The 12090-nt window shown below is 74.0% G+C and carries 13 protein-coding genes; 10 read left to right on the plus strand and 3 right to left on the minus strand.

Annotated features, from left to right (window positions below; translation table 11 throughout):
* The first annotated feature begins 49 nt into the window (after nucleotides 1-49).
* On the plus strand, nucleotides 50-1210 hold the full coding sequence (locus V6U77_RS04670) for a hypothetical protein (protein WP_334604930.1): 1161 nt from the start codon (nucleotides 50-52) through the stop codon (nucleotides 1208-1210).
* Between the two features lie 39 nt (nucleotides 1211-1249).
* On the opposite strand, the gene ligD (V6U77_RS04675) is transcribed toward V6U77_RS04670, so the two are convergent.
* Both ligD (V6U77_RS04675) and ligD (V6U77_RS04680) read right to left on the minus strand, forming a co-directional pair.
* The gene (gene ligD / locus V6U77_RS04675; protein WP_334604931.1) at nucleotides 1250-2164 is read right to left on the minus strand and encodes a non-homologous end-joining DNA ligase; all 915 of its coding nucleotides are present in this window, start codon (nucleotides 2162-2164) and stop codon (nucleotides 1250-1252) included.
* Nucleotides 2154-3095, minus strand: coding sequence for a non-homologous end-joining DNA ligase (gene ligD, locus V6U77_RS04680; protein ID WP_334604932.1), 942 nt, complete (start codon nucleotides 3093-3095; stop codon nucleotides 2154-2156). Before ligD (V6U77_RS04680) ends, ligD (V6U77_RS04675) begins: the two co-directional genes overlap by 11 nt.
* 86 nt (nucleotides 3096-3181) lie before the next feature.
* Here ligD (V6U77_RS04680) and ku point away from each other — a divergent pair, with 86 nt between their 5' ends.
* The 8 genes from ku to V6U77_RS04720 all read left to right on the plus strand — a co-directional run bounded on the left by ku (nucleotide 3182) and on the right by V6U77_RS04720 (nucleotide 9603).
* A complete protein-coding gene (ku, locus tag V6U77_RS04685) occupies nucleotides 3182-4213 on the plus strand; it encodes a non-homologous end joining protein Ku (RefSeq protein WP_334604933.1) in 1032 nt (343 codons plus the stop codon).
* Nucleotides 4214-4378: 165 nt separating this feature from the next.
* Nucleotides 4379-4771, plus strand: coding sequence for a MerR family transcriptional regulator (locus V6U77_RS04690; protein ID WP_334604934.1), 393 nt, complete (start codon nucleotides 4379-4381; stop codon nucleotides 4769-4771).
* Nucleotides 4741-5088, plus strand: a complete 348-nt coding sequence (trxA, locus tag V6U77_RS04695; RefSeq protein WP_334604935.1) for a thioredoxin — start codon at nucleotides 4741-4743, stop codon at nucleotides 5086-5088. The genes V6U77_RS04690 and trxA overlap by 31 nt, the downstream gene beginning before the upstream one ends.
* Nucleotides 5089-5170: 82 nt before the next feature.
* On the plus strand, nucleotides 5171-5815 hold the full coding sequence (locus V6U77_RS04700; protein WP_334604936.1) for a DUF4241 domain-containing protein: 645 nt from the start codon (nucleotides 5171-5173) through the stop codon (nucleotides 5813-5815).
* A 124-nt stretch (nucleotides 5816-5939) separates the two neighbouring features.
* A complete protein-coding gene (locus V6U77_RS04705; protein WP_334604937.1) occupies nucleotides 5940-6590 on the plus strand; it encodes an FKBP-type peptidyl-prolyl cis-trans isomerase in 651 nt (216 codons plus the stop codon).
* Nucleotides 6591-6797: 207 nt separating this feature from the next.
* Nucleotides 6798-7658, plus strand: coding sequence for an SCO6745 family protein (locus V6U77_RS04710; protein ID WP_442934374.1), 861 nt, complete (start codon nucleotides 6798-6800; stop codon nucleotides 7656-7658).
* 136 nt (nucleotides 7659-7794) lie between these two features.
* The gene (locus tag V6U77_RS04715; RefSeq protein ID WP_334604938.1) at nucleotides 7795-8448 is read left to right on the plus strand and encodes an HAD family hydrolase; all 654 of its coding nucleotides are present in this window, start codon (nucleotides 7795-7797) and stop codon (nucleotides 8446-8448) included.
* A 138-nt stretch (nucleotides 8449-8586) separates the two neighbouring features.
* On the plus strand, nucleotides 8587-9603 hold the full coding sequence (locus V6U77_RS04720; protein WP_334604939.1) for an NADPH:quinone reductase: 1017 nt from the start codon (nucleotides 8587-8589) through the stop codon (nucleotides 9601-9603).
* A 206-nt stretch (nucleotides 9604-9809) separates the two neighbouring features.
* On the opposite strand, the gene V6U77_RS04725 is transcribed toward V6U77_RS04720, so the two are convergent.
* Nucleotides 9810-11444 carry a fatty acid--CoA ligase gene (locus V6U77_RS04725; protein ID WP_334604963.1) on the minus strand — a complete coding sequence of 545 codons (1635 nt, stop codon included), beginning with the start codon at nucleotides 11442-11444 and terminating at the stop codon, nucleotides 9810-9812.
* A gap of 98 nt (nucleotides 11445-11542) precedes the next feature.
* Here V6U77_RS04725 and V6U77_RS04730 point away from each other — a divergent pair, with 98 nt between their 5' ends.
* Nucleotides 11543-12034 (plus strand): NUDIX domain-containing protein, encoded by a 492-nt coding sequence (locus V6U77_RS04730; protein ID WP_334604940.1) that lies wholly within the window; start codon nucleotides 11543-11545, stop codon nucleotides 12032-12034.
* Nucleotides 12035-12090: the final 56 nt, after the last annotated feature.

A 12090-nucleotide genomic window follows, 5' to 3' on the forward strand; every position in this document is an offset into this window, starting at 1 on the left:
CCACACTCGTGGCGCGGACGGTCCGCCGAGGGCCCAGAGAGGCTGCGACATGCAGACAGACGAACTCGTACCCCGGGCCCGGCGAGGCGGGACACTGCGCGGCGCCGTGGCGCTGGCGGTGCTGCTAGCCGGGGCGACCCTGGCCCGGCCGGCGCCCGCCGCGGCGGAACCGCTGCCGGACCCCAACCCCACGGTGACCGCCACGGTCTGGGCGCACGCCCCGACCACGACCGAGTACCGCATCACCGGCGGCTACAGCGCCCACACCGGCGACGGCGACGTCGTGGTGCGGCGCACCGGCACCGGGGCGTACACGGTGATGCTGGAGGGGGCGGCGACCAGCGGCGGGGTGGCCCACGCGGTGGCGTACGGGGGCGGCCCGGTCCTCTGCACGGTGGCGAGCTGGTACCGCAGCCCGATCGGCGCTGACGACCTGCTGATCCAGGTGCGCTGCTTCGCCGCGACCGGCAGCCCGGCGGACAGCCGCTTCGTGGCCACCTTCACCAACGTCCGGCAGGTCGGCCAGGGCCGGCTGGCGTGGTTCGTCACCGACCAGGCGCAGCCGACCGGCGTACGCACCCTGCCCGCCGCGTACCGGTACGACTCGACCGGCGGGACGGTCTCCTACGAGCGCCTCGACAAGGGCCGGTACCGCTTCCTGATGAACCCGAACCCGCCCAGCGAGGGTGGGGCGACCTTCCCGATGGCGCACGTGACCGCGCTGGGCGGCACCGCCGTGCACTGCCAGCTCGATCCGCCGGACGGGTGGGTGGTCCACTGCGCGAACGCCGCCGGCATCCCGGTCGACGCCCGCTTCGTGGTCACCTACGGCTCCCGGGTGGACCTGCTGGGCCGCGCGTTCGGGCCGCGCTTCGCCAGCGGCGTGTTCCGCGGCGAGAACGCCAGCGGCACCTGGATCGGCGGCGAGAGCTACAACTCGACGATCCCCGGCTTCGGCGGCGCGACGGGCACCGTGCTCGGCACCGGCCGCTACCAGGCGCGCTTCACCGGCACCGGGACCGCCTACGGCACCGCCTTCGTGAACTCGTACGTGACCAGCCTCCAGCGTCCGCCGCGCGGCTACTGCGTACTGGCCGGCTGGTCCGCGTCCGGGGCCGACACCGTCGTCTCGGTCAACTGCTACACCTGGCTGGGCGTGCCGGCCAACCTGAACGCGCGGATCTCGTACACCACCTGGCCGGCCGGCTGACCCGACTGCCCGGCCGGCCCTCCCCGCCGGCCGGGCCGGTCACGCGGCCGGCAGTTCGGGGCCGCCGTCGAGCAGGGGCGCCAGCAGGTCGCCCTGCTTCTCCACCCGCTTGAGCACCTCCCCCGCCGTGTACGGCTTGGTCGACGGCCGCTTCCCCGCCGCGCCCGCCTCGACCTCGTCCCAGGTCAGCGGGGTGGAGACGGACGGCACGGACTGCGCCCGCAGCGAGTACGGCGACACCGTCGTCTTGGCCGCGTTGTTCTGGCTCCAGTCGATGAAGACCTTGCCCGGCCGCAGGTTCTTCGCCATCTTCGACACGACCAGCTTCGGGTGCGCCCGCTCCAGCTCCTGCGCGATCCGCTTGGCGTAGGCCGAGACGTCCTCGGCGTCCTGGGTGCCGGCGATCGGGCAGCAGAGCTGCATGCCCTTCTTCCCGGACGTCTTCGGATAGCTGTCGATGCCGTCCTCGGCGAGCCGGTCGCGCATCAGCAGCGCCACCTGGCAACACTGGCGCAGCGCCGCCGGCGGCCCGGGATCGAGGTCGACGACCATCATGTCGGGGTGCTCGCCGATCTTCCACTGCGGCGTGTGCAGCTCCAGCGCGGCGAGGTTGGCCAGCCAGACCAGGGTGGGCAGGTCGTCGGCGACCACGTAGTCGATGGTCTCGCGGCCCTTGCTGGAACCGGGCGCGGGCAGCGTCTCGGTGCGTACCCACCCGGGGGTGGCGGCGGGGGCGTTCTTCTCGAAGAAGGAGCCGCCCGTCACCCCGTTGGGGAAGCGGATCCGGGTGAGCGCCCGCTCGGCGAGGTGCGGCAGGAGCACCGGGGCGATGCGGGTGTAGTAGTCGATCACCTCGCCCTTGGTGAACCCGGCCTCGGGATAGAGCACCTTGTCCAGGTTGGACAGCTCCAGCGCGCGTCCCTCGACGTCCACCCGTAACCGCTCACCCGGCATCGTCGACCTCCTCCGCGGGCTTGTCCGGCCGCAGCCGGAGCACCCGGGGGAACCGCAGCCGCCCGTCCGGGGTGCGCTGGCCGTACTTGACCTCCACCACGACCAGGGGTGTTACCCAGATCGCGCCCCGCGCATCCTCGCGTGGCACGTCGCCCGCGAACGGCGACGCGCCGCCGCGCAGCGGCTCCAGCTCGCGCAGCAGCTCCCGCTCGATGGCCGCCCCGATGCCGCCGCCGACGCGCCCCCGGTAGGTGAGCCGCCCGTCCGGGCGCGGCACCCCCACCAGCAGGCCGCCGATCCGGCGCGCCCCGGGGCGCCAGCCACCGACCACGAAGTCGCCGGTGACCTCCAGCTTGACCTTCACCCAGTCCGGGGAGCGCACGCCCGGCCGGTAGACCGAGTCGACCCGCTTGGCCATCACCCCCTCCAGGCCGTGTTCGCCGGCCGCCTCGTAGGTGGCCGGGCCGTCGCCGAAGACCGGCGAGACCGCCCACCGGGCGCCGCCGAGCGCCAGGCCGTCCAGGGCCTCGCGCCGGCGGGCGTACGACCGGCCGGTCAGGTCCTCGCCGTCGAGCCGGAGCAGGTCGAAGATCATGTACGTCACCGGGGCGACCGCCGCCAGCCGCGCGGCCTTGTTCCGGTCGCGCACGTGCATCCGCTCCGCCAGGGCGGTGAACGAGGGCTGCCCGGTCTCGCCGAGCAGCACCACCTCGCCGTCGAGCAACGCGTCGCCCGCCTGCTCGTGCAGGGTGGCCAGCTCGGGGTACGCGGCGGTGATCTCCACGCCGCTGCGGGCGTACAGGTGCTGCCGGCCGCCGGAGACGTCGGCCAGCGCGCGGACGCCGTCCCACTTGAACTCGTACGCCCAGCCGGCACCCGCCGGGAGCTGCCCGGTCATCGCGAGCATCGGCTTGAGCGGCGCGCCGGGCACGTCCCGACTGTACTTGCGCACCGAAGCGCTCGCGTGGCCTTCGATCATTTGCGATCCTGGGCAGTACCGGCGAGAGGAGCACGGGGATGCGGGCCATCTGGAAGGGAGCCGTCTCGTTCGGCCTCGTCTCGATCGGGGTCAAGCTCTACTCGGCCACCGAGGAGAAGGACATCCGCTTCCACCAGGTGCACCGGGAGGACGGCGGGCGCATCCGCTACAAGCGCACCTGCCAGGTCTGCGGCGAGGAGGTCACCTACGACGACATCGCCAAGGGCTACGACATCGGCGGCGGCGAGATGGTCATCCTCACCGACGAGGACTTCGCCGAGCTGCCGCTGTCCAGCTCGCGCGCGATCGACGTGCTGGAGTTCGTCCCCGCCGACCAGGTCGACCCGATCCTCTACAACAAGGCGTACTTCCTGGAACCGGAGGGCACCGCCACCAAGCCGTACCTGCTGCTGCGCGACGCCCTCACCGACTCGGAGCGGGTGGCGATCGTCAAGGTGGCGCTGCGCCAGCGGGAGCAGCTCGCCACGCTGCGGGTCCGCGAGGGAGTGCTGCTGCTCAACACCATGCTCTGGCCGGACGAGATCCGTAAGCCCGACTTCGGCTTCCTCGACGAGGACCTGAAGGTCCGCCCGCCGGAGCTGGCGATGGCCAGCTCCCTGATCGACTCGATGACCGGCGAGTTCGAGCCGGACGCCTTCACCGACGACTACCGGGCCGCCCTGCAGGAGGTCATCGACGCCAAGGTCGAGGGCCGCGAGGTGGTCCAGCCGGAGGAGGTCGAGGAGGCCCCGGCCGCGGCGGTGGACCTGATGGCGGCGCTGAAGGCGTCCGTCGAGCGCGCCCGCTCCGCCCGGGGCGAGGCCCCGGCCGGCGGCGCGGGGGAGCCGACCCCGATCTCGGCCGCCCGCTCGGCGCAGAAGAAGGCCGCCGAGAAGAAGGCGGCAAAGGCCCCGGCCAGGAAGACCGCCGAGAAGAAGCCGGCCGAGAAGAAGGCGGCGCCGAAGAAGGCCGCCGCCAGGAAGGCCGCCCCCAAGAAGGCCGCCGAGGGCGAGAAGAAGCCCGCCGCCAAGAAGGCCGCGCCGAAGAAGGCCGCCCGCAAGACCGCCTGACCCCGCCGGAGCGCGTCCCTGCCGGCCGCAGCCCCTCCGGCCGGTCGCACGGCCCGCCTGCGTGGCGTATCGCGGCGTGGCGTCCGTACGCCCTCCCGCGTGCCGAGGTTGCCTTGACGCCGGTGGCAAGGTCTAGCGTCGGTCGGGTCGGACGAGGGAGGTCGGATGCTGATCGGTGAACTGGCGCAACGCGCCGGCACGAGCACCCGGGCCCTGCGCTACTACGAGACGCACGGCCTCATCCGGGCGGCCCGCTCGGCCAATGGATACCGGGTCTACGACGAGGCGGAGCTGCCGGTCGTACGCGAGATCCGGGCGCTGCTGGCGGTGGGCTTCGGCCTGGACGACATCCGCCCGTTCGTCGCCTGCCTGCGGGCCGGCAACGCCTCCGGTCACGTCTGCCCCGACTCGGTGGCCGTGCTGCGGCGGAAGCTGGCCGAGGTCGACGCCGGCATCGACCGGCTGCACGCGGTCCGCCGGGAGCTGCGCGACCAGCTCGCCCACGCCATCACCCACCGGGAGGAAACATGCTCGAGACTGCGCCGGACGGCTCGCTGACCGCCGTCACCGACGACACCTTCGCCACCGTGGTGCTCGCCGCCGACCGGCCCGTGGTGGTCGACTTCTGGGCGGACTGGTGCCCGCCGTGCCGGGCCATCTCCCGCAGCCTCGCCGAGCTCGCCGAGGAGTTCGCCGGGCGGATGCTCGTCGCCACGATCGACACCGACGCCAACCCGGGGACCACCCGCGCCTACTCGGTGATGTCCCTGCCCACCCTCCTGGTCTTCCGCGGTGGGGAGGTGGTCGGCTCCGTCGTCGGGTCCCGGCCGAAGCACCACCTGCGCCAGGCCCTGACACGGCATCTCGAGGGCTGAGCCGCCGGCCGGTGCGGTGCGGTGCCGCAGGTGCCGGCCGCCGCGGGTACGCTCCGCCGGCCCCCGCCGCGAGAGGAACCCCATGCCGTACACCCCCGACCTGCACCGGCTGCTGACGCCCGGCGCCCGCTTCGCCGACGAGCACGCCACGTACGTCATGGAGGTGCACCCGCTGGGCGACGTCGTGCTGCCGACGGGGCAGGTGGTGGGCTGCGACCCCGTGGCCTGCCCCGAGGACGAACCGTTCACGGTCAGGGTGGCCCCCGGCCGTTACCCGGCGCGGGCCTGGGTCGCGGTCGTGCGCGGCGAGGACACCGAGGCGGACCGGCGGGTGGCCGCCCTCGAACTGGTGGTGCACGACGAGCCGACGGTCCTCTGGGAGATGGCGCTGGTCGGCGACCAGGACGTCTCGGCCCTCAAGTCCGACGGTTGGTTCGGCTACGGGGTGGACACCGGCATCGGCACCCTGGCCGACCCGACGGCGCTGGCCGCCCTGGAGGCGTGGGACGAGGACGCGGTGACGGACGTCTTCGTCGCGGACGAGCCGACCAGCGGGCCGGTGCCGGGGCACGTCGCCGCGGTGCTCGACGAGGCGACCGGGGCGAACGTGGTGACGGTCTGGTCCGGCTGGGGCGACGGCTGCTACGGCACCTGGATCGGGCGGACCGCCGACGGCCGGGTCACCTCGTTCGTGACCGACTTCATGGTGGTGCCGGGGCCGGCGTGACCCGTGCGGCGGGAGCGGCCACGGTCGAGGCGGCGCGGTGGGCGGCCGGGCGGGTACCGTGTGCGTCGGCTTTCCCCCCGGCACTCGGTGCCGGCCACCACCTTCGCAGCAGGGAGTCGACGCCGTGAGCGAGCGTACGCAGAACCGGTCCCAGAAGTCGGAGCGGCGGCTGGCCGCCCAGTTGGCCGCCCAGAAGGCGGCCGAGGCGAAGCGCCGCCGGCAGGCCTGGGCCGGCGGGCTCGCCGGCGTCGCCGTGGTCGCGGTGCTGATCACCGTCTTCGTGACGATCGGGCGCAACAGCGACGGCGACAAGGACCAGGCGGCCGGTGCCCCGTCGGCGGGCCCGTCCGCCAGCGCCCCCTCCGCCGAGGCACCCCCCGCCCCGCAGCTCCCGCAGGGGGCTGACCCGGCCCTGGGCAGCAAGCCGACGGTCGCGGCCGGCAAGGGCGAGCTGAAGAAGCTCACCGTCACCCCGCTGATCAAGGGCACCGGCCCGGCGGTGAAGAAGGGCCAGACGATCACCACGAACTACGTGGGCGTCTTCTACAAGGACGGCAAGGAGTTCGACTCGTCGTGGAGCCGCAACGAGCCGGCCTCGTTCGCGATCGGCGTCGGCCAGGTCATCCCGGGCTGGGACCAGGGCCTCGTCGGGGTGACCGTCGGCAGCCGCGTGCAGCTCGACCTCCCGGCCGAGCTGGCGTACGGCACGAACCCTGCCGGAGGCCGTCCGGCCGGCCCGCTGCGCTTCGTGGTGGACGTCCTCGCGGCCCAGTGACCCGCGAGGCGGCCGGTCGACCCGTACGACGGGCCGTTTGCCTCGCGACAGCGGCCCGGTTCGCCCGGGATGTCGCCCGTCGTTGATGTGGTAGCCCACATGGGGCTTCCGGCCACTCACCCACTCGCAGTAGGTTCAGCGTCACCCCGGGCGGTCGGCCGTCCTGGGTGACGACCGGACCGGACGCGGAGGTGCACGTTGACGGCGCTGGACGAGGACGACGCGGGGCGTACTGCCCGGGTGTTGTGGACGCACTACGAGCCGATCCACGCGGTCACCTACTTCCATCCCCGCGCCCGGGCCGCCTTCGAGGCGGTCGGGCTGCGGGGCTTCTGGCGCGGCTACTTCGCCGGCCGGGCCGCCCCCCTGGGGGCCGTCGAGGCCGCCCCGGTGACCGCCGCGTTCTTCACCTTCGCCCCGCACACGGTGGCGCGGGCGCTGCCGGCCGTCTGGCGGCTGGCCACCCCCGAGGAGGCGCTGCGGGCGCGGCTCACGGGCGCGGTGCAGGCGCTGGCCGAGCTGACCTACGAGCTGCCCGAGTCGCACCTGGTCGAGGCCGCCGACCTGCTGGAGGCCGCCGCCGCCGAGGTGGAGCCGGCGGGTCGGGTGCTGGGCGCCGCCAACGCGGCCCTGCCGCGCGGCGAGTACCCGCTGGCCCGGCTCTGGCAGGCCGCCACCACGCTGCGCGAGCAGCGCGGCGACGGGCACATCGCCGCGCTGGTCGCGGCCGGCCTCGACCCGGTGGAGACGCTGGCCTGGCGGGTCGCGGTCGACATCTCCCCGCTGAACCTGCTCGGGCGGGGGTGGTCGGAGGAGCAGTGGGCCGATGCCCGCGCGCGGCTGGCCGAGCGGGGCTGGCTGACTGCGGACGGGGAACCGACCGAGCAGGGTCGGTCCCGCTTCCAGGCCATCGAGGACGCCACCGACACCGCCGCCGCCCACCCGTGGCGGGCGCTGGGCCCCGAACGCACGCGACGGCTGCGCGAGCTGCTCGAACCGATCGCCCGCGCCGGGCACACCGTCATCCCGGAGGGCAACCCGATCGGCCTGCCCGCGCTGCGGACCTGACCCGCCGGCCGACGGTCGACGGGGATCCTGGCCGCCCGCCCCGGACACCGACCGCCCCGGACGCCGGGCGACCGGACCACGCCGGACGCCCCGACGGGGCCGCGCGGACGGTCGGCCGATCGGGCAGGATGGGTTCGTGGCGGATGCGGTGATCTTCGACCTGGACGGCGTGATCGTGGACTCCGAGCCGGTCTGGGAGGAGGTCCGGCGGGCGTACGTGGCGACGCACGGCGGGACCTGGCAACCCGACACCCAGCGCCGGCTGATGGGCATGAGCACCGGCGAGTGGGCCCGGTACCTGAGCGGTGAGCTGGGCGTCGACCGGAGCGCCGAGCAGGTCGCCGCCGAGGTGGTCGAGGAGATGACCCGGCGCTACGCGGCCCGCGTACCGCTGATCGACGGGGCCGACGAGGTCGTGCGCCGGCTGGCCGGACGGTGGCCGCTGGGGCTGGCCAGCTCGTCGCCGACCCGCCTGATCGCGGCGGCGCTGACCGCGACGGACCTGACCGGGGCGTTCGTCGCCACGCTGTCGACCGAGGAGACCGAACGGGGCAAGCCGGCACCGGACGTCTACCTGGCGGTCGCCGAGCGGCTGGGCGTCGACCCGGCCCGCTGCGTCGCCGTGGAGGACTCGTCCAACGGCATCCGGTCGGCCGCCGCCGCCCGGATGACGGTGGTGGCGGTGCCACACGGCGCGTACCCGCTGGACCCGGACGCCGAGCGGCTCGCGGCGCTGGTGCTGGGCGCGGTCGGGGAGCTGACCCCGGAGGCCGTGGACCGGCTCGGGTAGGCCCTGCGCGAGCGCCGCGCCCTACGGCGGGTGCCCGGGTTGTCCGGTTTGCGGTGGTCGGGGCGGGCATGAGCGCGGATCCGCCGGGTACCGCACCCGACGACGCCCCGGCCGGGGCCGCCGGGTGAGGAGACGGGGATGAAGGCGATCGTGTACGAGCGCACCGGGGATCCCTCGGTGCTGCGACTGGTCGACCGGCCGGTGCCGGAGCCCGGCCCCGGCGAGGTCCTGGTGCGGGTGGCCGTGTCGGGGGTGAACCCGACGGACTGGAAGGCGCGCCGGCAGGGGCCGCTGCCGGGCGACTGGCAGACGCCCGGGCAGGACGGCGCGGGGGTGATCGAGGCGGTCGGCGAGGGCGTCGACCGGGAGCTGATCGGCGAACGGGTCTGGCTGTGGGAGGCCGCGTGGCAGCGGCCCTGGGGCACCGCCGCCGAATACACGGTGGTGCCGGTCCGGCAGGCGGTGCCCCTCGGCGACGCCTCCTTCGACCTGGGAGCCTGCCTGGGCATCCCCTTCCTCACGGCGCACCGCTGCCTGACGGCGGGCGAGTACACGCCGGACCGGCTGCACGCCGGTGCGCTCAGCGACCACACCGTGCTCGTGCAGGGCGGGGCGGGCGCGGTGGGCAACGCGGCCATCCAGCTCGCCCGGTGGGCGGACGCCTGCGTGGTCGCCACGGTCAGCAGTCCGGAGAAGGCGCAGTTGGCGGCGGCGGCCGGCGCCTCCTTCGTGGTCGACTACCGGGAGCAGGACGTGGTCGAGGAGGTCCGCAAGATCGCGCCCGACGGGGTGCACACGATCGTCGAGGTCTCCCCGGCCCGCAACGCCGCCGCCGACGTCCAACTGCTCCGGCGCGGCGGCGCGGTCTGCGTCTACGCCGACGACGGCGGGGACGAGCTGACCCTGCCGGTACGGCCGCTGATGGCGCCGAACGCGCGGTTCCAGTTCGTGCTCGTCTACACGGAACCGAAGGCGGCCAAGGCCCAGGCGGTGGTGGACGTGGCCGCCGCGGCGGCGCAGGGCGGCATCCGGGCGGGCGAGGACGCCGGGCTGCCGCTGCACCACCACCCGCTCTCGGCGGCCGTCGCGGCGCACCAGGCGGTGGAGAACTCGGTGGTCGGCAAGGTGCTCATCACCACCAGCGCGGACGGGTGACGGTCGGGCCGAGGAGCGGCAGTCCCCCTGAGCTGGGCGGATTTCCCCGTCATGGGCACAGAGGCGAACAAGTTTCGCAACAATGACGGGGCGGGTAACCCGCGTGGAGCGGGCGGCCCCGGCGCGGTGCGAACGCCGGGGCCGCCCCTGGGGAGGGATTTCAGGAGTGGTCCCTACCCCTACAGGCGACGGTGCGCCTGAAACCGTTACGGAGCGGTCAGCTCCCGGACACTCAGTTCGCCCCCGGCGTACCGGGAACGCACCATCTTCTTGTCGAACTTACCCACGCTGGTCTTCGGCACCGCGTCGATGACGGCCCAGCGCTCCGGCAACTGCCAGCGGGCCACCGACCCGGCGAGGAACTCCCGCAGGTCCTCCGCCGTCGCCGACTCCCCCTCGCGGAGCACCACGGTGGCCAGCGGCCGCTCACCCCAGCGCTCGTCGGGCACCCCCACCACGCAGGCCTCCAGCACCGCGGGATGCGCCATCAGGGCGTTCTCCAGCTCGACCGAGGAGATCCACTCGCCACCGGACTTGATGACGTCCTTCGCCCGGTCCGTGAGCGTGATGTAGCCGTCCGGCGAGAGCGTGCCGACGTCGCCGGTACGCAGCCAGCCGTCGCGGAACTTCTCCTCGTCGCCGTCGTCGTCGCCGACGTACCGCGCGGTCACCCAGGGCCCGCGGACTTCCAGCTCACCGACCGACGTCCCGTCGGCGGGCAACGGCTCACCCAGCGGGCCGACGATGCGGGCCTCGACCCCGGCCGGCACCCGGCCCTGCGTGTAGCGGTAGCGCCAGGCCTCCTCGCCGCTCGCGCCAGCCGGCGCCCGGGAGACCGAGCCCAGCGGTGACATCTCGGTCATCCCCCAGGCGTGGATGACGTCGATGCCGTGCCGCTCGGCGAACGCGTGCATCATCGCCGGCGGGCAGGCCGAACCTCCCACGATCACCTCCCGCAGCGAGGAGCTGTCCACGTCGTGGGCGTCCAGGTGCGCCAGCAGGTCGTTCCAGATCGTCGGCACCGCGCCGGCCAGGGTGGGCCGCTCGGCGGCGATCATCTCCGCGATCGGCCCGGCCTGCAGGAACCGGTCCGGCATGATCAGCGACGCCCCGGAGAGGAAGGCCGCGTACGGCAGCCCCCAGGCCATCGCGTGGAACATCGGCACGATGGGCAGTTCCCGGTCGGTCGGGCCGAGGCCGAACCCCTCCGGCATGCAGACCTGCAGAGAGTGCAGGTAGATCGAGCGGTGCGAGTAGGCCACGCCCTTCGGGTTGCCGGTGGTGCCCGAGGTGTAGCAGAGGGCGGCGGCGTCGCGCTCGTCCACCTCGGGCCAGTCGAAGGCGTCCGGACGGTCGGCCAGCAGCGCGTCCCAGTGGTGCACGGTGATCCGGTCGCCCGCCGCCGCCGAGAGCGGGGCCGGGTCGCCGCCGCCGACCACCACCACGTGCCGCACGGTGGTCATCTCGCCGATCACCCGGGCCAGCAGCGGGATGAGCGTCGAGTCGACCAGCACCACCCGGTCCTCGGCGTGGTTGGCGATGTAGGCGACCTGGTCCGGGAAGAGCCGGATGTTGAGGGTGTGCAGCACCGCGCCCATGCTGGGCACCGCGAAGTACGCCACCAGGTGCTCGGCGTTGTTCCACATGAAGGTCGCGACCCGCTCGTCGCCGGTGACCCCGCACTCCTCGCGCAGCGCGTGGGCCAGCCGGGCCGCCGTGCGCCCGACCTCGGCGTACGACATCCGGCGCGGCTCGCCACCGGTCCAGGTGACCACCTCCGCAGCGCCGTGCACGGTGGCGCCGTGGAGAAGGATCCTGGAGACCTGGAGGGGGGCGTCCATCATCGTGCTACGCATGGGTAACAAAGTAGTGTCGGCGGTCACAGGTTGGGAACCCTGGAAAGCCGGTCGAGACCGGATGGACCCCGTAAATTGTCCGGGTGAGCATCTCCTGGGCCGATTCGTACGTGGGACAGCTCCGCGCGCTCGCCGGTGACCGGACGCTGATGTTCGTCGGCGCCCGCGCCGTGGTGCGCGACAAGGCGGGGCGCCTGCTGCTGATCCAGCGCTCCGACAACGGGCAGTGGGCGCTGCCCGCCGGGGCGATGGAGCTGGGTGAGTCCATCGCCGACTGCGCCGTCCGCGAGGTACGCGAGGAGACCGGGCTGCGCGCGCTGCGGGTCAGCGCCTTCGCCCTCTACACCGGCCCGGACCGCACCCACACCAACATGTACGGCCACACGTACCAGATCTTCACGACCGCGTTCCGGGTCGACGAGTGGGACGGCGAGCTGGCCCGGATCACCGACGAGACGACCGACGCGGGCTTCTTCCACCGGGCGCAGCTCCCGGCCCCGCTCTCCGCGAGCGTCCCCGAGACCCTCGCCGACCTGGACGTCTTCGAGCAGACCAACCGGCTGATCCTCAAATAGGGTCCGGCCCGGTCGCCCGCGAGGGCCCCGCCCGGCTCGGAGCCGCACGCAGGTGC

Origin of the sequence: Micromonospora sp. CPCC 205546, from assembly GCF_036902715.1 — a bacterium.
Lineage (GTDB): Bacteria > Actinomycetota > Actinomycetes > Mycobacteriales > Micromonosporaceae > Micromonospora.

Excerpts from the sequence above, each read along its gene's own strand:
- V6U77_RS04670 (WP_334604930.1), top strand. The coding sequence starts at position 50 with ATGCAGACAGACGAACTCGTACCCCGGGCCCGGCGAGGCGGGACACTG.
- ligD (WP_334604931.1), bottom strand. The coding sequence starts at position 2,164 with ATGCCGGGTGAGCGGTTACGGGTGGACGTCGAGGGACGCGCGCTGGAG.
- ku (WP_334604933.1), top strand. The coding sequence starts at position 3,182 with ATGCGGGCCATCTGGAAGGGAGCCGTCTCGTTCGGCCTCGTCTCGATC.
- V6U77_RS04690 (WP_334604934.1), top strand. The coding sequence starts at position 4,379 with ATGCTGATCGGTGAACTGGCGCAACGCGCCGGCACGAGCACCCGGGCC.
- trxA (WP_334604935.1), top strand. The coding sequence starts at position 4,741 with ATGCTCGAGACTGCGCCGGACGGCTCGCTGACCGCCGTCACCGACGAC.
- V6U77_RS04700 (WP_334604936.1), top strand. The coding sequence starts at position 5,171 with ATGCCGTACACCCCCGACCTGCACCGGCTGCTGACGCCCGGCGCCCGC.
- V6U77_RS04720 (WP_334604939.1), top strand. The coding sequence starts at position 8,587 with ATGAAGGCGATCGTGTACGAGCGCACCGGGGATCCCTCGGTGCTGCGA.
- V6U77_RS04725 (WP_334604963.1), bottom strand. The coding sequence starts at position 11,444 with ATGGACGCCCCCCTCCAGGTCTCCAGGATCCTTCTCCACGGCGCCACC.